16 protein-coding genes and 4 tRNA genes are annotated in these 26485 nt (G+C 63.7%); all 20 read left to right on the top strand.

What is annotated here, in order from left to right; translation table 11 throughout:
• The first annotated feature begins 508 nt into the window (after positions 1-508).
• The 20 genes from ACCD03_RS07500 (at position 509) to ACCD03_RS07405 (ending at position 26415) form a co-directional block, all read left to right on the top strand.
• Positions 509-594: transfer RNA gene (locus tag ACCD03_RS07500), tRNA-Tyr, on the top strand.
• Between the two features lie 56 nt (positions 595-650).
• Positions 651-724 (top strand) — tRNA-Gly (locus ACCD03_RS07495).
• A 19-nt stretch (positions 725-743) separates the two neighbouring features.
• Positions 744-818, top strand: a tRNA-Thr gene (locus ACCD03_RS07490).
• A 43-nt stretch (positions 819-861) separates the two neighbouring features.
• Positions 862-2052, top strand: a complete 1191-nt coding sequence (tuf, locus tag ACCD03_RS07485; protein ID WP_004634449.1) for an elongation factor Tu — start codon at positions 862-864, stop codon at positions 2050-2052.
• 89 nt (positions 2053-2141) lie between these two features.
• Positions 2142-2217, top strand: a tRNA-Trp gene (locus ACCD03_RS07480).
• A gap of 59 nt (positions 2218-2276) precedes the next feature.
• Positions 2277-2657 (top strand): preprotein translocase subunit SecE, encoded by a 381-nt coding sequence (gene secE / locus ACCD03_RS07475; RefSeq protein ID WP_045202995.1) that lies wholly within the window; start codon positions 2277-2279, stop codon positions 2655-2657.
• 12 nt (positions 2658-2669) lie between these two features.
• A complete protein-coding gene (gene nusG / locus ACCD03_RS07470) occupies positions 2670-3254 on the top strand; it encodes a transcription termination/antitermination protein NusG (RefSeq protein ID WP_004634452.1) in 585 nt (194 codons plus the stop codon).
• A 176-nt stretch (positions 3255-3430) separates the two neighbouring features.
• The gene (gene rplK, locus ACCD03_RS07465) at positions 3431-3862 is read left to right on the top strand and encodes a 50S ribosomal protein L11 (RefSeq protein WP_004634453.1); all 432 of its coding nucleotides are present in this window, start codon (positions 3431-3433) and stop codon (positions 3860-3862) included.
• 2 nt (positions 3863-3864) lie between these two features.
• Positions 3865-4560, top strand: coding sequence for a 50S ribosomal protein L1 (rplA, locus tag ACCD03_RS07460; protein WP_045202996.1), 696 nt, complete (start codon positions 3865-3867; stop codon positions 4558-4560).
• Positions 4561-4936: 376 nt separating this feature from the next.
• Complete coding sequence (rplJ, locus tag ACCD03_RS07455; RefSeq protein ID WP_004634455.1) at positions 4937-5443, top strand: 50S ribosomal protein L10; 507 nt, start codon at positions 4937-4939, stop codon at positions 5441-5443.
• A 63-nt stretch (positions 5444-5506) separates the two neighbouring features.
• Complete coding sequence (gene rplL, locus ACCD03_RS07450) at positions 5507-5881, top strand: 50S ribosomal protein L7/L12 (protein WP_413411211.1); 375 nt, start codon at positions 5507-5509, stop codon at positions 5879-5881.
• Between the two features lie 449 nt (positions 5882-6330).
• Positions 6331-10437: a DNA-directed RNA polymerase subunit beta gene (gene rpoB, locus ACCD03_RS07445; RefSeq protein ID WP_253541810.1), complete on the top strand. Its 4107-nt coding sequence runs from the start codon at positions 6331-6333 to the stop codon at positions 10435-10437.
• Positions 10438-10563: 126 nt separating this feature from the next.
• Positions 10564-14793, top strand: a complete 4230-nt coding sequence (gene rpoC, locus ACCD03_RS07440; protein WP_045202998.1) for a DNA-directed RNA polymerase subunit beta' — start codon at positions 10564-10566, stop codon at positions 14791-14793.
• A gap of 258 nt (positions 14794-15051) precedes the next feature.
• The gene (locus tag ACCD03_RS07435) at positions 15052-16917 is read left to right on the top strand and encodes a DUF2138 domain-containing protein (RefSeq protein ID WP_413411210.1); all 1866 of its coding nucleotides are present in this window, start codon (positions 15052-15054) and stop codon (positions 16915-16917) included.
• Positions 16914-17618 (top strand): DUF1175 domain-containing protein, encoded by a 705-nt coding sequence (locus ACCD03_RS07430; RefSeq protein ID WP_413411209.1) that lies wholly within the window; start codon positions 16914-16916, stop codon positions 17616-17618. Before ACCD03_RS07435 ends, ACCD03_RS07430 begins: the two co-directional genes overlap by 4 nt.
• Positions 17619-17626: 8 nt before the next feature.
• Positions 17627-22411 carry an alpha-2-macroglobulin family protein gene (locus ACCD03_RS07425; RefSeq protein WP_413411208.1) on the top strand — a complete coding sequence of 1595 codons (4785 nt, stop codon included), beginning with the start codon at positions 17627-17629 and terminating at the stop codon, positions 22409-22411.
• 7 nt (positions 22412-22418) lie between these two features.
• Positions 22419-24149, top strand: coding sequence for a YfaQ family protein (locus tag ACCD03_RS07420; protein ID WP_413411207.1), 1731 nt, complete (start codon positions 22419-22421; stop codon positions 24147-24149).
• On the top strand, positions 24146-24949 hold the full coding sequence (locus ACCD03_RS07415; RefSeq protein ID WP_325649146.1) for a YfaP family protein: 804 nt from the start codon (positions 24146-24148) through the stop codon (positions 24947-24949). Before ACCD03_RS07420 ends, ACCD03_RS07415 begins: the two co-directional genes overlap by 4 nt.
• Positions 24950-24959: 10 nt before the next feature.
• The gene (locus ACCD03_RS07410; protein ID WP_325649148.1) at positions 24960-25802 is read left to right on the top strand and encodes a YfaP family protein; all 843 of its coding nucleotides are present in this window, start codon (positions 24960-24962) and stop codon (positions 25800-25802) included.
• 22 nt (positions 25803-25824) lie between these two features.
• On the top strand, positions 25825-26415 hold the full coding sequence (locus ACCD03_RS07405; RefSeq protein ID WP_045203004.1) for a class I SAM-dependent methyltransferase: 591 nt from the start codon (positions 25825-25827) through the stop codon (positions 26413-26415).
• Positions 26416-26485 lie beyond the last annotated feature (70 nt).

The raw sequence follows: 26485 nt of genomic DNA, 5'->3' as shown, positions 1-26485 counted from the left end.
GTGTGAAAGTAGGTCATCGCCAGGCTCTCCCATCAACACCCCAGCTCCATCAAAGAGCTGGGGTGTTTGTCTTTGCGCGAACGCTTCTCCGCTGACCTGCCGCATCGATCCGCCAGCCAGCTCCCGGCAACATCCCACCTCCATCGCACAAAAACAAAAGGCCTCACAACGGAGGCCTCTATTTGCTCGTGAACGGGCGCCTGATGGTCCTCAGCCCGCCTGCTTGTTCCGAATCGTGCCCCTGTAGCTGCGCGACTTGGACTCAAAGTGTCCTGTTCTGCACCTCTTGGCTCGATGCCGATCTGCTTCATTTGCGACTGCCTGGGGATGCTCTGCAGGCCTTTTTGTCGGCGCTTTCGCGCGAGCAATGGAGTGGGCACGGTGACGCGGACCCCGCTTAACTGTGTTGCTCTATAAGGATGAGAGCATGAATGCTCGAAATCTCGCGATTTCATCAAGCAATGCTTGACAGGGTGGCCTGATGGTCCCATAATCGCAAGTTCTCTTCGGAGAGGTGCCCGAGTGGCTAAAGGGGGCAGACTGTAAATCTGTTGGCTTACGCCTACGTTGGTTCGAATCCAACCCTCTCCACCAGAATTAAGCAGTGAGTTCGGTCGCAAGGCCGGGCGGCAAGGGAAGAAGTAGTCCGGGCGGGTGTAGCTCAATGGTAGAGCAGAAGCCTTCCAAGCTTACGACGAGGGTTCGATTCCCTTCACCCGCTCCATTCACTGTTCGTAAGTTTTGCCCATGTGGCTCAGTGGTAGAGCACTCCCTTGGTAAGGGAGAGGTCGGCAGTTCGATCCTGCCCATGGGCACCACGCATCCACCAACGCAAATCGCTACCGAGACAGGAGTCGCGACATGGCAAAGGAAAAGTTCGAGCGGACCAAGCCGCACGTGAACGTTGGTACGATTGGTCACGTTGACCACGGCAAGACGACGCTGACGGCAGCGATCACGACCGTGCTGGCGACCAAGTTCGGTGGTGCCGCCAAGGCATACGACCAGATCGATGCGGCGCCGGAAGAAAAGGCACGCGGCATCACGATCAACACCGCGCACGTTGAGTACGAAACGGCTAACCGTCACTACGCGCACGTTGACTGCCCGGGCCACGCCGACTACGTCAAGAACATGATTACCGGTGCCGCCCAGATGGACGGCGCAATCCTGGTGTGCTCGGCCGCTGACGGCCCGATGCCGCAAACGCGCGAGCACATCCTGCTGGCCCGCCAGGTTGGTGTGCCGTACATCGTCGTGTTCCTGAACAAGTGCGACATGGTGGACGACGCTGAGCTGCTGGAGCTGGTCGAGATGGAAGTGCGCGAACTTCTGTCGAAGTACGACTTCCCGGGCGACGACACCCCGATCATCAAGGGTTCGGCCAAGCTGGCGCTGGAAGGCGACAAGGGCGAACTGGGCGAAGTGGCCATCATGAACCTGGCCGACGCACTGGACACCTACATCCCGACGCCGGAGCGCGCTGTTGACGGCACGTTCCTGATGCCGGTGGAAGACGTGTTCTCGATCTCGGGTCGCGGCACCGTGGTGACCGGCCGTATCGAGCGCGGCGTCGTCAAGGTCGGCGAGGAACTGGAAATCGTCGGTATCAAGGCCACGCAGAAGACCACCTGCACGGGCGTGGAAATGTTCCGCAAGCTGCTGGACCAAGGTCAGGCGGGCGACAACGTCGGTATCCTGCTGCGCGGCACGAAGCGCGAAGACGTCGAGCGTGGCCAAGTGCTGTGCAAGCCGGGTTCGATCAAGCCGCACACGCACTTCACGGGCGAGGTCTACATCCTGTCGAAGGATGAAGGCGGCCGTCACACGCCGTTCTTCAACAACTACCGTCCGCAGTTCTACTTCCGTACGACGGACGTGACCGGCTCGATCGAGTTGCCGGCCGACAAGGAAATGGTCATGCCGGGCGACAACGTGTCGATCACCGTCAAGCTGATCGCCCCGATCGCCATGGAAGAAGGTCTGCGCTTCGCTATCCGTGAAGGCGGACGTACCGTCGGCGCCGGCGTCGTCGCTAAGATCATCGAGTAAGTGCTGTAACTCTTCCGTGCGGCTGCCAACCGGCCGCATGTGAAGTGCCAGAGTGGGGTTGACCGAAATGGCAACCCCAAAGCTGTTTTAGGGGTATAGCTCAACTGGCAGAGCGTCGGTCTCCAAAACCGAAGGTTGGGGGTTCGATTCCCTCTGCCCCTGCCAATTCATCAGCCGCGTCGCGCAGGAAAACGCGCCACGCGGCTTAGTCTCGTTTGGGAAACATGGCCAATCCGAACGTCGAAACCGTCAACACCACCAGCGGCAAATGGCTGCTGGTCTTGGCGTTCCTGCTGCTGGTTGCTGGGGTGATCGGTTTTTACCTGCTGGCGCAACAGCCGAGCTATGTCCGTGCTGCCTCGCTGATCGGCGGGCTGGTGTTGGGCGCTGGCGTTGCGCTGGTGTCCGCACCTGGGCAGGGCTTCATCGAGTTCGCGCGCGAGTCGTACCGCGAAGTCCGCAAAGTGGTGTGGCCGACGCGCAAGGAAGCCGGGCAGATGACCGGTCTGGTGTTTGCGTTCGTCGTGATCATGGCCCTGTTCCTGTGGTCTGCGGACAAGCTCATCGAGTGGGTGATCTTCTCGCTCGTGCTGGGCTGGAAATAATTGGGTAAAGCCATGACGGATAACGTAGCGAACGACACGTCCACGGATTCGTCCGCACCGGCCTCGAAGAAGCGCTGGTATGTTGTGCATGCCTATTCGGGCATGGAAAAAAGCGTGCAACGCGCGCTGCAGGAGCGCATCGAGCGCGAAGGCCTGCAACATCTGTTCGGTCAGATTCTGGTGCCCTCGGAAGAGGTGATGGAGAGCAAGAGCGGTCGCAAGACCGTGACTGAGCGCCGCCTTTTCCCCGGCTACGTCTTTGTCGAAATGGAGATGACTGACGAGACCTGGCACTTGGTGAAGAACACTTCCAAGGTGACTGGTTTCATTGGTGGTACGGGCAATCGCCCCTCGCCGATTTCCAAGAGCGAAGTCGACAAGATCATGGCCCAGATCCAGGAAGGGGTCGAGAAGCCGCGTCCCAAGACGCTGTTCGAAGTGGGTGAAATGGTGCGCGTGAAGGAAGGCCCATTTACCGACTTCAACGGCAACGTCGAGGAAGTGAACTACGAGAAGTCGCGCCTGCGCGTTTCGGTGACGATCTTCGGACGTGCGACGCCGGTCGAGCTCGAGTTCGGTCAGGTCGAGAAGGTTTAAGAAATTCGGTGTGGTGGCGAAAGCTACCGCGCCAGTCGCCCGGTCCACTGGACTTGGCGGGCAAAGGTGGCGAAGCCGCCTGCGCCAACAGAGGAGCGTCGGCCTTGCGCCGATGCGTTACCACTCAACAGGATTGCCATGGTTGTTTGAGCTAGGCAATCCGGATTGGAGTCAAGATGGCCAAGAAAATTATTGGCTTTATCAAGCTGCAAATTCCGGCTGGTAAAGCAAATCCGTCCCCGCCCGTCGGCCCGGCCCTGGGTCAGCGTGGTCTGAACATCATGGAGTTCTGCAAGGCGTTCAACGCGCAGACTCAAGGCATGGAACCGGGTCTGCCGGTGCCGGTGGTGATCACCGCCTTCGCCGACAAGAGCTTTACCTTCGTGATGAAGTCGCCGCCGGCGACCGTGCTCATCAAGAAGGCTGCCGGTATCCAAAAGGGTTCCGCCAAGCCGCATACCGACAAGGTCGGCAAGATCACCCGCGCTCAGGCAGAAGAAATCGCCAAGGCGAAGAACGCTGACCTTACCGCAGCTGATCTGGACGCCGCCGTGCGTACGATCGCCGGTAGCGCCCGTTCGATGGGTATCACGGTGGAGGGCCTGTAATCATGGCAAAGATTTCGAAGCGTACGGCCGCTAACAAGGCCAAGGTCGAGCGTACCAAGTTCTATCCGATCGACGAAGCGCTGAGCCTCGTCAAGGAATGCGCCAGCGCCAAGTTCGATGAGTCCATCGACGTGGCCGTGCAACTTGGCATCGATGCAAAGAAGTCGGACCAAGTGGTCCGTGGTTCGGTGGTGCTGCCTGCTGGTACCGGCAAGTCGGTGCGTGTGGCCGTGTTTGCACAAGGCGACAAGGCCGAGCAAGCCAAGGCTGCTGGCGCTGAGATCGTCGGCATGGAAGACCTTGCCGAGCAGATCAAGGCCGGCAAGATGGACTTTGACGTCGTGATCGCTTCGCCGGACACGATGCGCGTGGTCGGTACGTTGGGTCAGATCCTTGGCCCGCGCGGCCTGATGCCGAACCCGAAGGTCGGCACCGTGACGCCGGACGTTGCCACGGCCGTGAAGAACGCCAAGGCTGGTCAGGTTCAATTCCGTGTCGACAAGGCCGGTATCATCCACGCCACCATCGGCCGTCGCTCGTTCGAGCCGGCAGCGCTGAAGAGCAACTTGGCTGCACTGCTGGACGCACTGACCAAGGCCAAGCCGGCATCGAGCAAGGGTGTGTACCTGCGCAAGGTCGCCGTCTCGTCGACGATGGGCGTGGGCGTGCGCGTTGACCAGGCGACCCTGGCTGCCTGATCGCTCTCGATCATTCGCACCAGGTGGCCCGATAACCATCCCGGTGTTAGCAGTTTTCTTTCGCGTGGCCCCGGCCACGCGGACCCTTGAAGCTTGAGGGACAAGACTTTGGGCAGTGGTGGACGTTTGCGCGAGCAGGCCGACGCCGCTGGTTATCAAAGACCGTTGGCGGTGAAAGGCTCCTTGGGGCCAACGCCTTAATCGCGGCTCCCTCCGGAAACGGAGGCGATGCTCAGCCAACGCAGATGGCGCCCCCGAAGGGAATAAGTGACTTTGGTATTGCCGAAGTGATTTGTGCCAATCGGACGCCGTACTTTTGGACTGACCGAGGTGACCGCAGTGACTGCGGAAACCGAAGTCGTTTTGGAGCTTAACCGTGGCACTCAATCTCGAAGATAAGAAGGCCGTCGTGGCCGAGGTAACGGCGCAAGTCGCCAAGGCCTCGACCATCGTCGTCGCTGAATATCGCGGTATCACGGTTGGCGATCTGACCAAGCTGCGCGCGCAAGCGCGCCAGCAAGGCGTCTACCTGCGCGTTCTGAAGAACACGCTGGCACGCCGCGCTGTTGAAGGCACGCCGTTTGCCGAACTCGCCGAGCAACTGACTGGCCCGCTGATCTACGGTATTTCCGAAGACGCAGTGGCCCCGGCCAAGGTGCTGAACGATTTCGCCAAGGGCAATGACAAGCTGGTGCTGCGCGCCGGTTCGTACGATGGCAAGGTTCTCGACGTCGACGCCGTGAAGGCGCTGGCAACGATTCCGAGCCGCGAAGAACTGCTCAGCAAGCTGCTGTTCGTCATGCAGGCTCCGGTGTCGGGCTTTGCCCGCGCCCTGGGTGCCCTGGCTGCCAAGCAAGGCGAAGGCGAGGCTGCAGCGGCCTAATAGGCTGCTGCACCGCGTACAGATCGCACGATCGATACCGAATCACATTCTGGAGTTATTCAAATGGCAATCACCAAAGACGACATCCTGGAAGCCGTTGGCGCGATGTCCGTGATGGAACTGAACGACCTGGTCAAGGCGTTCGAAGAGAAGTTTGGCGTGTCGGCTGCTGCTGTGGCCGTGGCCGGTCCGGCTGCTGCTGGTGGCGCTGCTGCCGCAGAAGAGCAAACCGAATTCACCGTGACGCTGAAGAGCGCCGGCGCGAACAAGGTTGGCGTCATCAAGGCCGTGCGTGAAATCACCGGTCTGGGCCTGAAGGAAGCCAAGGACCTGGTCGATGGCGCACCGAAGCCCGTGAAGGAAGGCGTCGACAGGAAGACCGCCGACGAGCTGGTGAAGAAGCTGGTGGAAGCCGGCGCGGAAGCCGAAGCCAAGTAAGTGCAGGTCTCGCGTGCCGTACTCGGTACGCGATAGAGGCTGGCAAAGGGATATTTCCCGGCGCCAGCCTTTTTGCGCTTGTAGGGTCGATTGTTGAGCGATCCCGCAATCACGCAGTAAGTATCGTTGACGTCTCTTTGCCGGGTTTTCCGGCAGCAGGCCAGGACAAGGCCAGCAGAGGCCAAACATCAGTGGCACACTAGGCAGTTCGCAGTCCGCTGATGTTTGTCTTCTGAACCGACTGCAGAAGGCAAGTTTGGTCGGGTACTCCCCCGTCCGTAGCATGAGCTCCATGGGCCCATGTGCGGGTGGCGCGCGCAGTACCGTCAGCCAGAGGTTGGTAGCGGCCAACCGCCAAATCCCGTCACCAGTCGCTGAACACCTCAAGTGTCAGGCGTGCCTTATCGCCTTAAGTCCGTCGCGCGCACTTGCGATGATTCGGAGATCCCATGGCGTACAGCTTTACCGAGAAGAAGCGTATTCGCAAGAGTTTCGCGAAACGCGCAACGGTTCATCAGGTTCCCTTCCTGCTTGCCACCCAGATTCAATCGTATGCCCAGTTCTTGCAGGAGAACGCTCCTGTTGCACAACGCAAGAGCGAAGGTCTGCAAGCGGCGTTCAACGCCATTTTCCCCATCGTGTCGCACAATGGTCTGGCACGCATGGAGTTCGTGTCGTACCACCTGTCCAACCCGCCGTTTGACGTCAAGGAATGTCAGCAGCGTGGTCTGACCTTCCACTCGGCGCTGCGCGCAAAAGTGCGCTTGATCATCAACGACCGCGAGAATCCCACCAAGGTCAAGGAGATCAAGGAGCAGGAAGTCTACATGGGCGAAATTCCGCTCATGACCTCCACCGGTTCGTTCGTGATCAACGGTACGGAACGTGTGATCGTGTCTCAGCTGCACCGTTCGCCGGGCGTGTTCTTCGAGCACGACAAGGGCAAGACGCACAGCTCGGGCAAGCTGCTGTTCTCGGCGCGGATCATTCCGTACCGCGGCTCGTGGCTCGATTTCGAATTCGATCCGAAGGACATCCTGTACTTCCGCGTTGACCGCCGCCGCAAGATGCCGGTGACGATCCTGCTGAAGTCGATCGGCCTGACGCCGGAGCAGATCCTGGCGCACTTCTTCGTGTTCGATAACTTCACGCTCAAGACCGAAGGCGCACTGATGGAATTCGTGCCCGAGCGTCTGCGCGGTGAAGTCGCTCGCTTCGACATTTCCGACAAGAACGGCAAGGTCGTGGTCGAGAAGGACAAGCGCATCAACGCCAAGCACATCCGTGACCTGGATTCCGCCGGCACCAAGCTGATCAGCGTCCCGGAAGACTATCTGCTGGGCCGCGTGCTGGCCAAGAACATCGTCGATCCGGATACCGGTGAAGTCCTGGCCAACGCCAACGACGAACTGACCGAAGGCGTGCTCGAGAAGCTGCGCGACGCTGACGTGAAGGAAATCCAGACGCTGTACACGAACGACCTCGATCAAGGTCCGTACATGTCGGCGACGCTGCGCACGGATGACACGGCCGACCAGACCGCCGCGCGTATCGCCATCTATCGCATGATGCGCCCCGGCGAGCCGCCGACCGAAGACGCCGTTGAAGCGCTGTTCCAACGTCTGTTCTACAGCGAAGACTCCTACGATCTGTCGCGCGTTGGCCGCATGAAGGTCAACAGCCGCCTGAACCGTTCGGCCGGTACCGGCCCGATGGTGCTGACGGACGAGGACATCCTCGACACGATCAAGCTGCTGGTGAACCTGCGTAACGGCAAGGGCGAAGTGGACGATATCGACCACCTCGGCAACCGCCGTGTGCGTTGCGTCGGCGAACTGGCGGAGAATCAGTTCCGCGCCGGTCTGTCGCGCGTTGAGCGTGCCGTCAAGGAACGTCTGGGCCAGGCCGAGACGGAAAACCTGATGCCGCACGATCTGATCAACTCGAAGCCGATTTCGTCGGCGATTCGCGAGTTCTTCGGTTCGTCGCAGCTGTCGCAGTTCATGGACCAGACCAACCCGCTGTCGGAAGTCACGCACAAGCGTCGTATCTCGGCTCTGGGCCCGGGCGGTCTGACGCGCGAGCGTGCGGGCTTTGAAGTCCGTGACGTGCACCCGACCCACTACGGCCGCGTGTGCCCGATCGAAACGCCGGAAGGCCCGAACATCGGCCTGATCAACTCGCTGGCGCTGTACGCACAACTGAACGACTACGGCTTCCTCGAAACGCCGTACCGCAAGGTTGAAAACAGCAAGCTGACCGATCAGGTGGATTACCTGTCGGCCATCGAGGAAGGCAAGTACGTGGTGGCGCAGGCCAACGCGACGCTGGACGAGGACGGCAACCTGATCGACGAACTGGTCTCCGCGCGTGAAGGCAGCGAGCGTGAAACCCGTATGGTCACGCCGGACCGCGTGCAGTACATCGACGTGGCACCGTCGCAGATCGTGTCGGCTGCAGCTTCGCTGGTGCCGTTCCTCGAGCACGATGATGCAAACCGTGCACTGATGGGCGCAAACATGCAACGTCAGGCCGTGCCTTGCCTGCGTGCAGACAAGCCGCTGGTGGGTACCGGCGTCGAGCGCACCGTGGCAGTGGACTCGGGTACCGCCGTGCAGGCAACCCGTGGCGGCGTGGTCGACTACGTTGACGCGAACCGCGTGGTGATCCGCGTGAACGATGCCGAAGCCGTCGCTGGTGAAGTCGGCGTGGACATCTACAACCTGATCAAGTACACGCGTTCGAACCAGAACACGAACATCAATCAGCGTCCGATGGTCAAGGTGGGCGACATCGTTGCCCGCGGCGACGTGATCGCTGACGGTGCCTCGACCGACATGGGCGAGCTGGCGCTCGGCCAGAACATGCTGGTCGCGTTCATGCCCTGGAACGGCTACAACTTCGAGGATTCGATCCTGATCTCGGAGCGCGTCGTGGCTGAAGACCGCTACACCTCGATCCACATCGAGGAGCTGTCGGTCGTTGCTCGCGACACCAAGCTCGGACCGGAAGAAATCACGCGCGACATCTCGAACCTGGCCGAAGCCCAACTGGCTCGCCTGGACGAATCGGGCATCACGTACATCGGCGCAGAAGTGGAAGCCGGCGACGTGATGGTCGGCAAGGTCACGCCCAAGGGCGAGACCCAGCTGACGCCGGAAGAGAAGCTGCTGCGTGCGATCTTCGGTGAGAAGGCGTCCGACGTGAAGGACACTTCGCTGCGCGTGCCTTCGGGCATGAGCGGTACCGTGATCGACGTGCAGGTCTTCACGCGTGAAGGCGTGGTGCGTGACAAGCGTGCCCAGTCGATCATCGACGAAGAACTGAAGCGCTACCGCCTGGACTTGAACGACCAGCTGCGTATCGTGGAAGGCGATGCCTTCCAGCGTCTGGAGCGTCTGCTGGTGGGCAAGGTTGCCAACGGCGGCCCGAAGAAGCTGGCCAAGGGCACCGCGCTCACGAAGGAATACCTGGCCGATCTGGACAAGTGGCACTGGTTCGACATCCGCCCGGCGGAAGACGAGGTCGCGCTGCAACTGGAGGCCGTGAAGGTCGCCATCGAGCAGAAGCGCCACGACTTCGACCTCGCGTTCGAAGAGAAGCGCAAGAAGCTCACGCAAGGCGACGAACTGCCGCCGGGCGTGATCAAGATGGTCAAGGTGTACCTGGCCGTGAAGCGTCGCCTGCAGCCTGGCGACAAGATGGCCGGCCGTCACGGTAACAAGGGTGTTGTGTCGAAGATCACCCCGATCGAAGACATGCCCTACATGGCCGACGGCACACCTGCCGACATCGTGCTGAACCCGCTGGGCGTGCCTTCGCGGATGAACGTGGGTCAGATTCTCGAAACCCACCTGGGCTGGGCCGCACGCGGTCTGGGCGAGCGCATCGGCAACATGCTCAAGGCGCAAGCCAAGGCTGCCGAGATCCGCAAGCTGCTGGGTCAGATCTACAACGAGAGCGGCAAGGTTGAAGATCTGGACAGCCTGTCCGACGCCGAAATCCTCGAGTTGGCCGAGAACCTGAAGAAGGGCGTGCCGTTCGCGACGCCGGTGTTCGATGGTGCGCATGAGGACGAAATCCGCCGCATGCTGGACCTCGCCTATCCGGAAGACATCGCGAAGGAGAAGGGCCTGACGGCTTCCAAGCAGCAGGTCACGCTGTTCGACGGCCGCACCGGTGAAGCCTTCGAGCGTCCGGTCACGCTGGGCGTGATGCACATGCTGAAGCTGCACCACTTGGTCGACGACAAGATGCACGCGCGTTCGACCGGTCCGTACTCGCTGGTGACGCAGCAGCCGTTGGGCGGTAAGGCTCAGTTCGGTGGCCAGCGTTTCGGTGAAATGGAAGTGTGGGCACTCGAGGCGTACGGCGCGTCCTACGTGCTGCAGGAAATGCTGACCGTGAAGTCGGATGACGTGAACGGCCGGACCAAGGTGTACGAGAACATCGTCAAGGGCGAGCACTCGATCGATGCCGGCATGCCGGAATCGTTCAACGTGCTGGTGAAGGAAATCCGCTCGCTGGGTATCGACATCGACCTCGAGCGCAACTGAGCGCCGATGCGGTGAGGGCGTGGCAGCACATCGCCATGCCCTGGTAACAGCAGCCATTGACGAAGATTTAGGGCCGGCGCCTTTGGGTTACACCAAGGCGCCAGCCTCAAACTCAAGGAGTTTGGAATGAAAGCATTGCTCGACCTATTCCGTCAGGTACAGCAAGAAGAGCAGTTTGACGCGATCAAGATCGGCCTCGCGTCGCCTGAGAAAATCCGTTCGTGGTCGTTCGGCGAAGTCAAAAAGCCCGAGACCATCAACTACCGTACGTTCAAGCCTGAGCGTGACGGTCTGTTCTGCGCCAAGATCTTCGGCCCGATCAAGGATTACGAGTGCCTGTGCGGCAAGTACAAGCGCCTGAAGCACCGTGGCGTGATCTGCGAGAAGTGCGGCGTTGAAGTGACGCTGGCCAAGGTGCGCCGTGAGCGCATGGGCCACATTGAACTGGCTGCGCCGACCGCGCACATCTGGTTCCTGAAGTCGCTGCCGTCGCGTCTGGGCATGGTGCTCGACATGACGCTTCGCGACATCGAACGCGTGCTGTACTTCGAAGCATTCGTCGTGGTTGAGCCGGGCATGACCGCGCTCAAGAAGAGCCAGATCATGTCGGAAGACGACTACCTGGCCAAGTGCGACGAGTACGGCGAAGGCGAATTCGTCGCCATGATGGGCGCCGAAGGCATTCGCGAGCTGCTGCGCGGCATCGACATCGAGAAGCAGATCGAAACGATCCGCGCTGAGCTGCAGGCCACGGGCTCGGAAGCCAAGATCAAGAAGTTCGCCAAGCGCCTGAAGGTGCTCGAGGCATTCCAGCGTTCGGGCATCAAGCCGGACTGGATGATCCTCGAAGTGCTGCCGGTGCTGCCGCCCGAGCTGCGTCCGCTGGTGCCGCTGGACGGCGGTCGTTTCGCCACGTCGGACCTGAACGACCTGTATCGCCGCGTGATCAACCGGAACAACCGTCTGAAGCGTCTGCTTGAGCTGAAGGCGCCGGAAATCATCGTGCGCAACGAAAAGCGCATGCTGCAGGAAGCAGTGGACTCGCTGCTGGACAACGGCCGTCGCGGCAAGGCGATGACCGGCGCCAACAAGCGTCCGCTGAAGTCGCTGGCTGAAATGATCAAGGGTAAGGGCGGTCGTTTCCGTCAGAACCTGCTGGGCAAGCGCGTGGACTACTCGGGCCGTTCGGTCATCGTGGTGGGCCCGACGCTGAAGCTGCACCAGTGCGGCCTGCCCAAGCTGATGGCGCTCGAACTCTTCAAGCCGTTCATCTTCCACAAGCTGGAAACGATGGGCATCGCCACCACAATCAAGGCGGCGAAGAAGGAGGTGGAAAGCCAGACGCCGGTGGTGTGGGACATCCTCGAAGAGGTGATCCGCGAGCACCCGGTGATGCTGAACCGTGCACCGACGCTGCACCGTCTGGGTATTCAGGCGTTCGAGCCGGTGCTGATCGAAGGCAAGGCTATCCAGCTGCACCCGCTCGTCTGCGCGGCGTTCAACGCCGACTTCGACGGTGACCAGATGGCTGTTCACGTTCCGCTGTCGCTCGAAGCGCAGATGGAAGCGCGCACGCTGATGCTGGCGTCGAACAACGTGCTGTTCCCGGCCAACGGCGATCCGTCGATCGTGCCGTCGCAAGACGTGGTGCTGGGTCTGTACTACACGACCCGCGACAAGATCAACGGCCGCGGTGAAGGCATGACGTTCGCCGACATCTCGGAAGTGATCCGCGCCTACGAGAACAAGGAAGTCGAACTGGCTTCGCGCGTGAACGTGCGGATCACCGAGTACGACCTGGTGAACCCGGAAGCTGACGGCGACGCCCGCTTCGCGCCGAAGATCACGCTGCAGGCCACCACGGTCGGTCGCGCGATCCTGTCGGAGATCCTGCCGAAGGGTCTGCCGTTCTCGGTGCTGAACAAGCCGCTGAAGAAGAAGGAAATCTCGCGCCTGATCAACACGGCGTTCCGCAAGTGCGGTCTGCGCGAAACCGTGATCTTTGCAGACAAGCTGCTGCAGTCGGGCTTCCGCCTGGCAACGCGCGCCGGTATCTCGATCGCCATCGACGACATGCTGGTGCCGCCGGCCAAGGAGAAGATCATCTCCGAGGCTGCCGCCAAGGTGAAGGAATACGACAAGCAGTACATGTCGGGTCTGGTGACGGACCAGGAACGTTACAACAACGTCGTGGACATCTGGGGTGCCGCTGGTGACCAGGTGGGCAAGGCGATGATGGAGCAGCTCCAGACCGAAGACGTGATCGACCGCAACGGCAAGACCGTAAAGCAAGAGTCGTTCAACTCCATCTACATGATGGCCGACTCGGGCGCACGGGGTTCCGCGGCGCAGATCCGTCAGCTGGCAGGTATGCGTGGCCTGATGGCCAAGCCGGACGGCTCGATTATCGAGACGCCGATTACCGCGAACTTCCGCGAAGGCCTGAACGTTCTGCAGTACTTCATCTCGACCCACGGCGCACGTAAGGGTCTGGCTGATACGGCACTGAAGACCGCGAACTCGGGTTACCTGACCCGTCGTCTGGTCGACGTGACGCAGGATTTGGTGGTGGTGGAAGACGATTGCGGCACCTCCAACGGCGTGGCCATGAAGGCCCTGGTCGAAGGCGGTGAAGTGATCGAAGCCCTGCGCGACCGTATCCTGGGCCGCGTGGTCGTCAACGACGTGGTGAACCCGGAAACGCAGGAAACTGCGATCGAAGCCGGTACGCTGCTCGACGAAGACATGGTGGACCTGATCGACGCGCTGGGCGTGGACGAAGTGAAGGTTCGCACGCCGCTGTCTTGCGATACGCGCTACGGCCTGTGCGCCAAGTGCTACGGTCGCGACCTCGGCCGTGGTGTGCTGGTGAACTCGGGCGAAGCTGTGGGTGTGATCGCCGCGCAGTCGATCGGTGAGCCGGGCACGCAGCTGACGATGCGTACGTTCCACATCGGTGGTGCGGCATCGCGTGCAGCAGTGGCATCGAGCGTGGAAGCGAAGGCAACCGGTACCGTGCGTTTCACGGCGACCATGCGTTACGTCACCAATGCGAAGGGCGAGCAGATCGTCATCTCGCGTTCGGGCGAAGCGCTGATCACCGACGACCACGGCCGTGAGCGTGAGCGCCACAAGATCGTGTACGGCGCGACGCTGCTGGTCAAGGATGGTCAGTCCATCAAGGCCGGCACGCAGCTCGCCACGTGGGATCCGCTGACGCGTCCGATCATTTCGGAGTACTCGGGCACCATCAAGTTCGAGAACGTCGAAGAAGGCGTGACCGTCGCCAAGCAGATGGACGAAGTGACCGGTCTGTCTACGCTGGTGGTCATCGATGCGAAGCGTCGTACCGCTGCCACGAAGGGCATCCGTCCGCAGGTGAAGCTGCTCGACTCGTCGGGCGCTGAAGTGAAGATCCCGGGCACGGACCACTCCGTGACCATCGGCTTCCAGGTGGGCGCGCTGATCACCGTGAAGGACGGTCAGCAAGTGCACGTGGGTGAAGTGCTCGCACGTATCCCGACCGAATCGCAGAAGACGCGTGACATTACCGGTGGTCTGCCGCGTGTGGCCGAGCTGTTCGAAGCGCGTTCGCCGAAGGACGCCGCCGTGCTGGCGGAAGTCACCGGTACGACTTCGTTCGGTAAGGACACCAAGGGTAAGCAGCGCCTGGTGATTACGGATCTCGACGGCAATGCCCACGAGTTCCTGATCGCCAAGGAAAAGCAGGTCTTGGTGCACGACGGCCAAGTGGTCAACAAGGGCGAAATGATCGTTGAAGGCCCGGCCGACCCGCACGACATCTTGCGTTTGAAGGGCGTGGAAGAACTGGCGACCTACATCGTCGACGAAGTGCAGGACGTGTACCGTCTGCAAGGCGTGAAGATCAACGACAAGCACATCGAAGTGATTGTTCGTCAGATGCTGCGCCGCGTGCAGATCGTCGATACCGGCGACACCCGCTTCATCCCGGGTGAACAGGTGGAGCGTTCGGACCTGCTCGACGAGAACGATAAGGTGATCGCGCTGGGCAAGCGTCCGGCGACCTACGAGAACCTGCTGCTGGGTATTACGAAGGCATCGTTGTCGACCGACAGCTTCATCTCGGCGGCGTCGTTCCAGGAAACCACGCGCGTGCTGACCGAAGCCGCCATCATGGGCAAGGTCGACGACCTGCGTGGTCTGAAGGAAAACGTCATCGTCGGCCGTCTGATCCCGGCGGGTACTGGTCTGGCTTACCACCGCGCCCGCAAGGCGAAGGAAGTGGCCGACCGCGACCGCGCTGCGGCGATTGCCGAAGAAGAAGCCGCTTCGATCTTCGAAACGCCTGCTGTTCAGCAAGAAGGCGACGCGTAAGCGAACCCAAGCAACGCCATCAAAGCCCGGCCATGTGCCGGGCTTTTTTTTTCTGCTTTTTACCCGGGCGCCGTGTGCAGACGCCAAACAACACCGGCGTTGCCCAATTCGGATTTTCTCGAAACGTTAACCCGCCTTAACATGCCAGCCGCTATGATTTCGCGGTTATAGACCGGCACTTTTTACAATCTGTTCGCCCTCCAGCGGAGCAGGTTCCAGCAAGTCGCCGGCCCCTCCAGTCTTGCCGACGATTCCTCCATGAAGCTCACACGCAAGCAGATCGCCGTTGGTGCGGTCGCCCTGGTCGTTGCCGGTGCGGTGGTGGTGCAGATGGTCTGGCACCCGTTTGGCCGCACGCGCGCGCTGCACGCTCGCCAGGTCCAGCTCGACCTGACATATCCCGATGCCCTGATCGACAGCCAAAGCCTGTCGCAACTGCCGCGCGACGTGCTGCGCGTGCCGCTGCTGCGCGATGTGCTGACCGAAGATTTCGTCGCCTATTACGAGGGCAACGAAGACCGGCTCTCGGTGGCTGGTGCGCTGCGCCGCCTGGCGTACGAGCAGAAGCTCGACCTGGCTGAGACGGTGCTCAAGCACGTGTTTGACGAGCCCGCCCGCGTGATGCTGTGGCGTGGCCCCGACGACAAGCTGCGCTACTGGGTGCTCTCGATGCAGCGCAACGGCTTGGCGAAGGCGCTCGAAGCCGTGGCCACCGTGGCTACGAGCGACACGCAGCTCACCAAAGTCGCCGATGGGCTCGGCGATTCCGGCGCGCCGGTGTATGCGCTCAGGCTCTCGGCCACGCGTTCGATCCTGATTGCCAGCAAGGGCGATCGGCTCATCGCGCTGTCCGAGCCGGGCATCCTGCTGGACAAGGACGGCAAGCCGATTTCCAAGCAGGCGAGCGCGCTGGCGGCGCTGCTGTCGGACGATGCTGGCAAGCGCAACGTGCAAGGTACGGCGTACGCGCTGCCCGCGCAGGAGCCGACGGGCCATCACGTTGTGGTGAGCGCCAACTATCTGTCGTTTGGGTATCAGCAATACTTTCCCGGCATTGAAGCGCTGCGCTTCGACTTCGGTTCGGGCAAGGACGGCGGGGGCAACGGCTGGCAGAGCGCCGCGCTCATCGACCCGAGCCGCCTGACCGGCAAGTGGGACAACGCAGGCCTGTGGCGCGCACTCCCGTCTGACCCGGCCGCGTGCGCCACGCTGCCGGTCGACTGGAAGGCTGCCCGCACGCTGCTGAAGTCCGTGGCCGGCGACGCCAAGGAGGTCAGCGAAGCCGCCGCGCACGTCGGCGACGCATTTGCGGGCCCGGCTGCAGCGTGCTGGTACGCCAAGTCGTCGCTGGTCGCGCCGCTGTTCGTGGCGAAGCTGTCGTCGGCGTCGCAGGCTGAGGCAGTCAAGCCGGCCCTGGCGGCGCTTTTCGGCCAGATCATTGGGTCGTACGAAGCCAAGGCGCAGGCGGACGACAAGTCCGGCCCGTACAAGCGCCTGCCGGTGACGACGAAGCAAGGGCCCGCCAACGCCACGCTGTGGCAGCGCCCGGTGAGCGCGCGTTACGGTACGGCGCAATCGGCGGATGCCCCGTTTGCGGCGCAGCTATCGTCGGAGCGCTACTTCCCCGTCACGCTGGCGATTGCTGGAGACGTGGTGGTGTTCTCGCCGGACGCGCGCCTCGTCGATGATGCATTGGCAGTGCTTGCCAAGCGCTTCCCGGCAGTGGCGGACAGCCTGCCGAAGGACAAGACCGATCGCATCGTGCTGACGATGACGCCCGCATCGCTCGCGCCGCTCGTCCGCCGCGAAGCCGGTGCCGCGCTGCCGGCCGACCAGGAAGCGGTGTTCCTCAACGCCGCGCAGACGCATCTGTTTCCGAAGCTCAAGGCGTTGTCGCGGTACGCGCCGGTGTCGCTGGCGCTGGATGACGGTGTGCCGTCGTCGCGTGGCTGGGTGCCGGTGACGTGGCTCTCAAGCGGACGCGGTCTGCCTGCCGGTGGCGATGGCACGCCGCCGTTGGCTGACGCGGCTGCAGCTGCAGCGTCTGCCCCGTCGGTCGATGCGCCGACCGCAGCGGCTGCGGCTTCCGCTTCCGCTTCCGAAGACAACACAAGCACGCAATGACGCTGCGCGCCCAGGCCGCCGCACTGAACCGCCGCCGTTGGTTGGCGGCGGCGGGCGCCTGCCTGCTCGCCCCGTCTGTGCATGCGTTGTCGGGCTGGGCCGACACGGCACCTGCGGATGCCGATGCACTGACGCCGGATCAATCCAGCGTGTTCCGGGCGTGGTTCGTCCGCATCGTCAACGAGCAACTCCGACAAGGCCCGACGCCGCGCTGGACGCACCGCGACTGCGCCGGCCTTGTGCGCTTCGCTGCAGGCGAGGCGCTGCGCACGCACGACGCCCGGTGGCTGCGCGCCAACGGCATGCGCGATGCGGAATCCGCGCGACACCTGCCGCCCGAGCTGAATCTCACGCCTGCCCAGCGCACGCTCACGCAGCGGTGGGCACGCTTCGATGGCAGTACCGGCGCATATGTGTCGGCGCTCGGCCTCATCCAGCAGAACAGCCGATTCATCGCAAAGGACGTCAACCAGGCGCTCCCGGGCGATCTGCTCTTCTTCGATCAAGGCGACGACCAGCATCTGATGATCTGGATGGATCGCTACATCGCTTACCACACCGGCACCGTCACCCGCACCGACAACGGCCTGCGCGCGGTCCCGGTCTCTGAACTGATGCAATGGAAAGACTCGCGCTGGCAGCCGCAGAGCGGCAACCCCAACTTCATCGGCGTGTTTCGTCTGGCCTTTTTGACACGGTAGAAAAACTCATGCGCAACCGTTGGCTGTCGTTCAATCTCGTTGCCGCCGTCAGTCTGATGGTGCTGGCGTTCGTCGCTTCGGTGCCGGCAGCGCATGCGGCCGATGCTCCAGAAACGCCGAACCCCACGCTGTTCGACGTGCCGGGCAGCGGCTACGAGCCGTTCAAGGGCCAGCCGTTCTTCCTGCTGTCGGACGCCAGCTACGGCACCGACCAGGAAGCGATGGTCCGCCTCGAGGCGCCGGGCCGCGAGTACAAGGACGAACTCTCCCGCTACGGCGGCGCCGACATCCTCGTCTACCGCGTGCCGCAGCCGTTGGAATTCTTGAAGGCGCAGAAGAACCTGCACCGCATCGACGTCAAGGCCAACTACACGGGCGAAGGCCTGGCCAACACGCTCGCCTATCTGTGGGACAACTGGACGCGCCAGGCCCGCCGCGCCTGGCAACGCGTGCTGTCGTTTGCCACGCGCAGCAAGGCCGTCGAGACCGCGCCGCAGTTCAGCATGGGCGATCAGATGACCGCGCCCACGCGCTTCTCGAACAACCCGCAATACGCACCGCTCAAGGGCTACGAACTGCTGGGCCGCTTCCGCTACCCGATCTGGGATGCCAAGCCCATCGCACCGCCCAAGGACGTGAAGCTCGAGGGCAGCAGCAGCGAATGGATGCCGCAGAACGCCGGCAACGTGATGATTCCGGTTGGCAAGCTGCCGGCGGGTCTGTACATCGTTGAAGCCGTGATCGGCGCGTACCGTGCGCACACGCTGCTGTTCGTGTCGGACACCGTGGCCGTCACCAAGGGCACCTCGCAAGGGATGATGGTGTGGACGGCCGAGCGCAAGAGCGGCAAGCCTGTCGCCGGTGCATCGGTGAGCTGGACCGACGGTGTGGGCGTGCTCGCCTCCGGCACCACCGAAGCCGACGGCACGGCCGACCTGCGCCACGTGTCGCCTGAGCGCAGCTACGTGATCGGCAATGACCGCGCGGGCGGTGTGTTCATCTCCGAGAATTTCTATTACGACAGCGAGATCTACAACACCAAGCTGTACGCCTTCACCGATCGTCCGCTGTATCGCCCGGGCGACGAAGTGAACGTCAAGTTCATCGGCCGCAACTTCAAGAACGCAACCGAATCGACCGTGCCGGCTGCCGGCGACATCAAGCTGCAAGTGCTCGACCCGAACGGCGCGCCGGTGGCCACGTCCACCACGCGTCTGGCTGGCGAGACCGGGGCTGATGCGCGCTTTACCCTGCCGACCAACGCACCGGCCGGCGGCTACTCGCTGCGCTTTGATTACAACGGCGGCACCTATGGCGGCGCTTTCCGCGTGGCCGAATACATCAAGCCGCACTTTGACGTGAACCTGTCGCTGGACAAGGCGAGCTACGGCACGGGCGAAGCGGTCAAGGGCAAGATCAGCCTGCGCTATCCGGACGGCAAGCCGGTCAAAAACGGCAAGGTATCGGTCAGCCTGCGCGCGCAACAGGTGACGATGGTGGAGGGCGAGCTGCGTTACGCGGGTCTGTTCCCCGTCAAGCTGGAGCAGCAGGAGCTGACCACCGACGGCGACGGCAACGCCAAGCTGGAACTGCCCGCCGCCAAGGAACCGAGCCGCTACGTGGTGACCGTGTTTGCCAACGACGGCGCAGCATACCGCGTGAAGGTCACGCGCGAATTGCTGATCGCACGCGGCGCCACGCCGTACAAGCTGTCGACCACGTCGAACTTCACCACGCCGGGGCAGAACGTCTCGTTCACGCTCACGCCGATGCCGGTTGTCGGTGGCGCAAGCGGAGCCAGCGCCCCGCCCGCGAAGTGGGATCTGGTACGCCTGGAAACGCGCACCCGCACCGAAGGCACGCTGGCGCCGGATGCCAAGGGCAACGCCACGTTCCCGGTCAAGTTTGACCAGCCGGGCTCGTACACGCTGTCGGTGCGCGATGCCGCCGGCAACCTGCTTGCCGCTTCGAGCCACTGGGTGGCCGGCGATGGCGTGCAGACCGTGCCGGGCAATATCGAAATGGTGTTCGACCGCGATCGCTATCAGATTGGCGACACGGCCGAAGCGCTGATCACGTTCCCGCTGCCGGTGGATGATGCGCTGCTCACGCTGGAGCGCGACAAGGTCGAGCGCCACGCGCTGCTCACGCGCGGCGGCGAATGGCTGAGCCTGCAGAAGGTCACGCCGTCGCAATACCGCGCGCGCATCAAGATCGGCGCGGAGTTCGCACCCAACATGACGTTCTCGGTGCTGTACGTGCGCGACGGCGACATGGTGTTCCAGAACGCCGGCATCGTCGTCACGCAACCGACGCTGGACTTGGGCGTCCATGCCGACAAGGCCGTCTACGCCCCGGGCGAGACCGTCACGCTGGACCTGACCAGCGCGCTGGCGGGCAAGCCCGTGCCGGCCAACCTGACTGTGTCGGTGGTCGACGAAATGATCTACGTGCTGCAGCCAGAGGTGGCGCCCAGCATCGTTGATTTCTTCTATCACCCGCGCCGCAACAGCGTGCGCACCACGTCGAGCCAGAGTTTCATCAGCTACGACCTGGCGCTCGCCTCGCTGCCGGGCAAACCGGGTGGCACGTATGGCCGCCATAACGAGCGCGGCGTGAAGGTGCTGGAGCGGCCCCGCCGCGACGAGCAGGACACCGCCGCCTGGGTCGCCAACCTGCAGACCGGCGCCGATGGCCGCGCCCGCATGACGTTCAAGATGCCGGATTCGCTGGCGCGCTGGCGCATTACTGTGCGCGCGGTGTCCACCACCGGCGCATCAGACGGCATCGTCGGCCAGCGCACCGCGAGCATCCGCTCCGACAAGCCGCTGTACCTGAAGTGGACCGGCCCGCAACGCTTCCGCGAAAGCGATCAGCCGCGTCTGGACATGGTCGCCTTCAACCAGACCGACAAGGACATCACCGCCGACTGGATCGTTTCCGGCGCTGGCCTGAACATCAACCAGCGCGTGACGCTCAAGCGCGGCGCCAACTATCTGCGTGCGCCCGTCACGGCGCTGCAGGCGGGTGTCGTGAATGCCGAGCTGAAGCAGGACGACAAGGTTTCGGACCGTCTGCAGACCACGCTCAAGCTGGATGCAACGGGCTGGCTGGCCGACCGTGAAAACGTCGTCCCGCTCACGCAGTTGCAGGGCACGCGCTTGCCGCTTGGCCTGCCGGCTGATGCGCGTGACGTGCGCCTGCGCGTGGTCGGCAACACGGCCAGTCAGTTCGCCCGCGTGGCTGATGACCTGATCGAATATCCGTACGGTTGCGCCGAGCAGACCGCCAGCCGCCTGATCCCGCTGGCGCTTGCACAGCAGAGCCTGGCTGCAACCGGCTCGCGTCTGGGTGACGGTGGCCCCGCAAGCACGCAAGGCGTCGACGCGCTGCTGCGCACGCAGCGCCAGCGTCTGGCACTGCTGGCCGGCACCAACGGCACCTTCGGCTGGTGGGGCGAGCTGACGACGAGCAGCGCGCTGATCACGTCGTATGCGTATTACGCGGATTGGCTCGCCAGCCGCTCGGTCGGCATCAGCCTGCCGGCAGACAACTGGAAGCAGGTGCTCGAAGCCTACAAGCGCACCAGCCAGAACGAGCCGCTGTTGCATCGCGCGCTCGCGCTGTGGTTTGCCAACGAGATGGGCCTGCCGGTGGCGACGCCGCTGTCGGGCGTGGCCAACGAGCTTGCACCGAGTGGCGGTAAGGCGGCCAAGGCCCCGGCCGATGCTGATCCTGCAGCGGGTGACAGCCTGATCTTCGTGGCGCCGGATTCGCCACGCGGCCGCCAGGTCGCGACGGTGCTGACGGCACAGCTGATGCGCCAAGTCGGTCAGCCGGTGCCGGAAGCGCTGGTCTCCGCCGACATTGCTGCACGCAACGCGCTCGCCGCCAACAGCTCGCCGCTGGTGCAGAGCCTGTTGCTGATGGGCGGTGGCCGCTCGGCTGCCGACCCGGCGCCGTTGCTGGCCCGCGCGAGTGCCGCCATGCCGACGATGGATCGCGCTATTGCGCTGGTCTGGCTGCAGAAGGGTCTGGGCGGCTTGCAAGGCGCCAGCGTTGCCGCTATCCAACCGGCTGTTTCGGCTGGCGGCTGGCAGGCGACGCGCTCGCCGGTGGGTGTGCCGACGTGGCGCTGGACCGGCTCGCAAGTGCCCGCCGCGTTGGACCTGACAACGGCTCCGACCGACGTGACCACGCAATCGGCCATCGTGTCGTACCGCAGCCGCGCGGCCGAGGTGTCCAAGCTGCCGATCACGGTGGAGCGCAAGCTGTACCGTCTCGAGCCGATCGACAGCGCGCCCGCCAAGGCCGATCCGAAGGCGCCCAAGCAGCCGGCGGCCGATGCCAGCAGCAGCGGCATCGCCTTTACCGCCAAGCCGGTCAAGTCGGGCGACACGCTCGACAGCAACGCGCTCTACGTTGACGAGGTGGTGCTGACGCCGCGCCAGGGCACGTACCGCTACGGCCTGGTCGAAGTCCCGCTGCCGCCGGGCGCCGAAGTGGAAGCCACCACTTGGGGCATCCAGATCGACGGCTTGAAGGGCGAACCGAACGAAGGCAACGGCGCGCAGCCGTTCGAGCGCAAGGCCGCATATGAAATGGGCCAGCTCTCGTATAACCAGCCGGTGCCCGCACTGGAGCGCCCGACCGTGCTGCGCCAGCTTGTGCGCTTCTCGCTACCGGGCCGCTTCGCGCTGCCGCCGGTGCGCTACTTCCGCATGTACCAGCCGGAAGCCAAGGCGTTCCAGGGCGACGGCAAGACGGCCAGCTATCCGTTCAAGGTGGAGTGATCTGGCGATGCGTTCCCGCCTGCTCGCGCGTGGTGTGCTGACCAGCCTATTCTGGGCTGGCGGCACCTGCGCGCTTGCCGGGCAGGCTGGGCACGCCATCGCCGCGCCGGTCGGCCAACCGCTTTCGCAGCTGCGATATGCCGCTTTGCAAGGCGACGAGGCAAAGCTCTGGCAATTCAGCGCTGACCCGGCCGGTGGCATGCCGCAAGCCGCCGCCTTGCCGCGCGCCGCCGAAACACCGCTCGGCAGCGTCTGGAAGCTCTTCGTCTACAGCTACCTCGTCTCGCGCCGCATCAACACGCCCGACTACACGTGCCACGGCAACGACGCCGAAGAGGTCTACTGCTGCACTGCCGGCAACAGCATCGACCGCGAGCGCGCACTCATCCAATCGTGCGGACGCTATTTCGAGCCCGCACGCCTCGGCCTTGATCGCGCGGATTGGCGCCGCTTCTGGCAGCAAGCCGGATCGCCCGCATGGTTGCGCGACCTGCGTGCCATGCAGCCGACGCATCGCGTGCCGGTCGCCGATCTGCTCACCGCGTTGCGGTCCGTTCCGGCCGATGGGCGCGAGACCGCGGCGCAAACGCTCGTTTCCGTGCTGACCGTCGGGCGTGGCGAGGGCACGGTATCGGATTTCGGCGGCCTGCTGCGCGCCAAAACGTGGACGATGCCTGACCCGCAGCGCCCCGGCGCGTCGATTGGCGGCGCCGCTGGCTGGCTGGCCGATGGCACGCCCGTCTGGCTGGGTGGTGTCGGATCGAGCAACCAAGTGCTGGCCGCTGCCGCACCGCGCCTCACGCCGTTGATTGAGCAGACGCCCGTGCCCGACGACGATGCCTGCGTCGCGGTGGATTTTTTCGCGCGTTACCCGATTCGGGAGGTGCGCGATGCCAGCGGCAAGCCGGTCGCCCCCGGTCGCCTCGAAGGCCGCTACGCTGTGCGCTTCGTCAACGGCAATACGCTGCCGATCGAAAGCAAGGGTGAATTGACGCTCGCGCGTCAGAACAACACGCCGGTCATCACGGGCCGCCTGGGCATGAACGATTACGTGGCGCGCGTGGTCGAGCGCGAAGGCGAACTCGCCGAGCCACAGGCCGCGCGTGCGTTGGCCGTGGCGGCGCGCAGCTATCTCGTGCAGCACGCCACGCGCGACAAGGGCTGCTACCGCATCGCTGACAGCTCGCGCACGCAGCGCGTGCTACCGCGCCCGCCGCTGGCCGCCGCACGCAACGCCGCCGAATTTACCGACACGCTGGTCCTGACCGGCCAGTCTGTGCAGTACCACGGCACCATCAGCGCGCGCGGCCAGATGAGCTGGACCGCCGCGCGTGCCGCCGCTCAGCGGGGCCAGGGGTTTGACGCGATCCTTGCGCAGTGGTGGCCGCAGGCGACGCTCACGTCGTTCCAGAGCCCGGTGGCGGGGGATTGCTCACCCGTGGCGGGCGCGCAGCAGTGGCTGCAGGCGCGCGCGCCGGGTTGGTCCGCGCGCTTGGGCGCCGAGCCCGGTTACGAGACACCGCCGCTGCCCGCCGTGTGCGTCGTACAAGAGGGCCGCCCGTACGCCGATGCGCGCCGCAACCGGCTCTACGTGCATCGGCTTGCCACCGAGGAGGACCGCATCGCGCTGACGCACGAATATCTGCATCTCGCCTTTGCGCGGCACCCGCGCGGGCAGGACGAACAGTTTGTCGAGGCGATGGCGCGTCGCCTGATCCGAGGGGAGGGTTTGCTGTGAAGAGTGGGATCACGCGCTTGGCGCTCGGGGCTGCCACGCTGCTGCTGGCCGCTTCGGCGCTGGCTGAGCCGGTGGCCGATCTGGAGGGGCCCATCGGCGGCTGGCGCAACAGCAAGCTGACCAACGAGCTGGAGCAGTACACCGCTGCGTATCCGAAACCGCCCGTGGACCGTGGCGCGCAAAAATACCGCACGCTCATCGCCGGACGCATCCGCGCGGCCGGCAAGCAGCGCCGCCCGCCGGTGCTTGTCGTCAACGGCAACGCCATGCCGCTGTATGGCGATGGCGAAGGCCGCTTTGCGCGCCCCTGGGCGTTCGGCCCGGGCTCGAACAGCGTCGAAATCGTGAGCCCCGACGGCCAGTCGCGCCAACGCCTGCAGTTCTACGAGGCCGACACCACCAAGACGTCGGCCAAGCTGCGCGCCATCCTCACGTGGGACGACCCGCGCGCCGAGGTCGACATGCACGTCATTTCGCCGATTGGCGATCACGCGTTCTGGGCGCAGCCGCTCCTGTCCGACGGCGGCGGGCTCGACGTGGACAGCGTCGACGGCGCTGGCCCCGAGATTTTCTCGACCGCCGCGCCGCGCCCTGGCGTGTGGCTGTTCTACGTGAACTACTGGGGCAACTTCAACGCCGGCGGCTACAACTTCGACGAAAAGGCGCACGACCGCGATCTCATCACCGCGCAACTGACGCTGATCTATAACGAGAACACGCCCAACGAGCGGCGCGAGTTCGTCAGCGTGCCGCTGCGCAAGATCGGTGAGCTGGCGCTGATGAAATCCATCCGCTTCTGACGTGACGCACATGATGCCTTCCACTTTCCGCCTTGCTGCTGCCATCGCGCTTGCCACGTCGGCGGCCGCTGGCGGCGTGCTCGCGCAAACCGACGCCGGGAATATCGAGATCACTGCGCCGCTCAACGGCTGGCGCAATTCGGCGGGCGACGAATCCCGCTACACACAAGACGTGCATTACCCGGCGGTGTCGGTGTCGACGCCGCAAGGGCAGGGTATCGCGTCGATAATTGCCGGGCGCATCCGCAACCAGCCGAAGACTGCCGCAGCAGCAGACGAAAGTAAGCCGCGTCGCCGTCGTGGCGCCGATGGCTCCTCGGTGGGCACGCTGATCGTCAATGGCGTGGCCATGCCGCAGCGCATCGAGGCCGACGGTACGTTCTCGCGTCCGTACGCATTTGGCGCGGGCAGCAATAGCGTCGAGGTGCGCAGCGCGCGCGGCGACGCCAAGCGCGTGCAGTTCTACGACAGCTACTCCGGCAAGCAGCGTCCGCGTTTGCGCGTTGTCCTGTCGTGGGACACCGACGGCACCGACCTCGACCTGCATGTCATCTCGCCCGATGGCCAGCATGCCTGGTACGGCAACCGCGTGGTCCAGAACGGCGGCGCGCTCGACGTGGACGTCACCACCGGCTATGGTCCTGAGATCTATTCGAACCCGGCCCCCGTGCCGGGAACGTATCTCGTCTACGTGAATTACTACGGCAGCGGCAATGACCGCAGCGCGATCACGACCGCCACCGTCACCATCATCACCGACGAGAACACGCCGTCCGAACGCCAGCAGACGTTTGTCGTGCCGATGCGCAAGGCTGGAGATCTGACGCTGTTACGCAGTTTCACGATGAAGTAGCCCACACGCTTTCGGAGCCGCCATGGATACACAGACCGTTGCCGCCTACGACACCCTTGCCGAGACCTTCGCGCAGGAGTGGCGCGAGCAGCCCGCGCCTGAAGACCTGTACGCGTTGCTGCGACGTGAGTTCAAGGAAGGTGGCGCCACCGCTGACATCGGCTGCGGCGCAGGCCGCGAGGTGGCGTGGCTCAACGCTAACGGTTATCCAGCTGTCGGTTATGACGCCTCCGCCGGGCTGCTGGAAGCGGCGCGCGAGCAGTATCCAGGGCTGTCGTTCCGGCAGGCGCTGTTGCCTGAGTTGGTCGGTATTGCCGAAGGCGCGTTCGACAACGTCCTCTGCGAGACCGTCATCATGCATTTGCCGCCCGAGCAGATTGGTGCGTCGGTGGAGCGCTTGGTGTCGCTGCTGCGCCCGGAGGGCACGCTGTACCTGAGCTGGCGCGTCACGCCAGACTCCGACCAGCGCGATGGGCGCGGCCGGCTGTTCACGTCGTTCGATGCGACGCCCGTGCGCGAGGCGCTGGCCGGCACCGAACTGGTCTTTGACGAGGCGGCTGTCAGCCAGTCGTCGGGGCGTACGATCCATCGCATCGTTGCGCGCAAGGTTTGACCGCAGCGCCACAATCCGACTGTCCTGATTGACCATCCCTCGGCGGGGTTTGTCACAATAGCGGTTTCGC

Origin of the sequence: Ralstonia sp. Ralssp135 (assembly GCF_047304345.1) — a bacterium.
GTDB classification, from domain to species: Bacteria; Pseudomonadota; Gammaproteobacteria; order Burkholderiales; family Burkholderiaceae; genus Ralstonia; species Ralstonia chuxiongensis.
The sequence above is the reverse complement of the archived record's forward strand: the minus strand, read 5'-3'. Positions and strand labels throughout refer to the sequence as shown.

Excerpts from the sequence above, each read along its gene's own strand:
- rplL (WP_413411211.1), top strand. The coding sequence starts at position 5,507 with ATGGCAATCACCAAAGACGACATCCTGGAAGCCGTTGGCGCGATGTCC.
- ACCD03_RS07420 (WP_413411207.1), top strand. The coding sequence starts at position 22,419 with ATGCGTTCCCGCCTGCTCGCGCGTGGTGTGCTGACCAGCCTATTCTGG.
- rpoC (WP_045202998.1), top strand. The coding sequence starts at position 10,564 with ATGAAAGCATTGCTCGACCTATTCCGTCAGGTACAGCAAGAAGAGCAG.
- tuf (WP_004634449.1), top strand. The coding sequence starts at position 862 with ATGGCAAAGGAAAAGTTCGAGCGGACCAAGCCGCACGTGAACGTTGGT.
- ACCD03_RS07435 (WP_413411210.1), top strand. The coding sequence starts at position 15,052 with ATGAAGCTCACACGCAAGCAGATCGCCGTTGGTGCGGTCGCCCTGGTC.
- ACCD03_RS07405 (WP_045203004.1), top strand. The coding sequence starts at position 25,825 with ATGGATACACAGACCGTTGCCGCCTACGACACCCTTGCCGAGACCTTC.
- rplK (WP_004634453.1), top strand. The coding sequence starts at position 3,431 with ATGGCCAAGAAAATTATTGGCTTTATCAAGCTGCAAATTCCGGCTGGT.
- secE (WP_045202995.1), top strand. The coding sequence starts at position 2,277 with ATGGCCAATCCGAACGTCGAAACCGTCAACACCACCAGCGGCAAATGG.
- rpoB (WP_253541810.1), top strand. The coding sequence starts at position 6,331 with ATGGCGTACAGCTTTACCGAGAAGAAGCGTATTCGCAAGAGTTTCGCG.
- nusG (WP_004634452.1), top strand. The coding sequence starts at position 2,670 with ATGACGGATAACGTAGCGAACGACACGTCCACGGATTCGTCCGCACCG.
- ACCD03_RS07430 (WP_413411209.1), top strand. The coding sequence starts at position 16,914 with ATGACGCTGCGCGCCCAGGCCGCCGCACTGAACCGCCGCCGTTGGTTG.
- ACCD03_RS07425 (WP_413411208.1), top strand. The coding sequence starts at position 17,627 with ATGCGCAACCGTTGGCTGTCGTTCAATCTCGTTGCCGCCGTCAGTCTG.
- rplA (WP_045202996.1), top strand. The coding sequence starts at position 3,865 with ATGGCAAAGATTTCGAAGCGTACGGCCGCTAACAAGGCCAAGGTCGAG.
- ACCD03_RS07410 (WP_325649148.1), top strand. The coding sequence starts at position 24,960 with ATGATGCCTTCCACTTTCCGCCTTGCTGCTGCCATCGCGCTTGCCACG.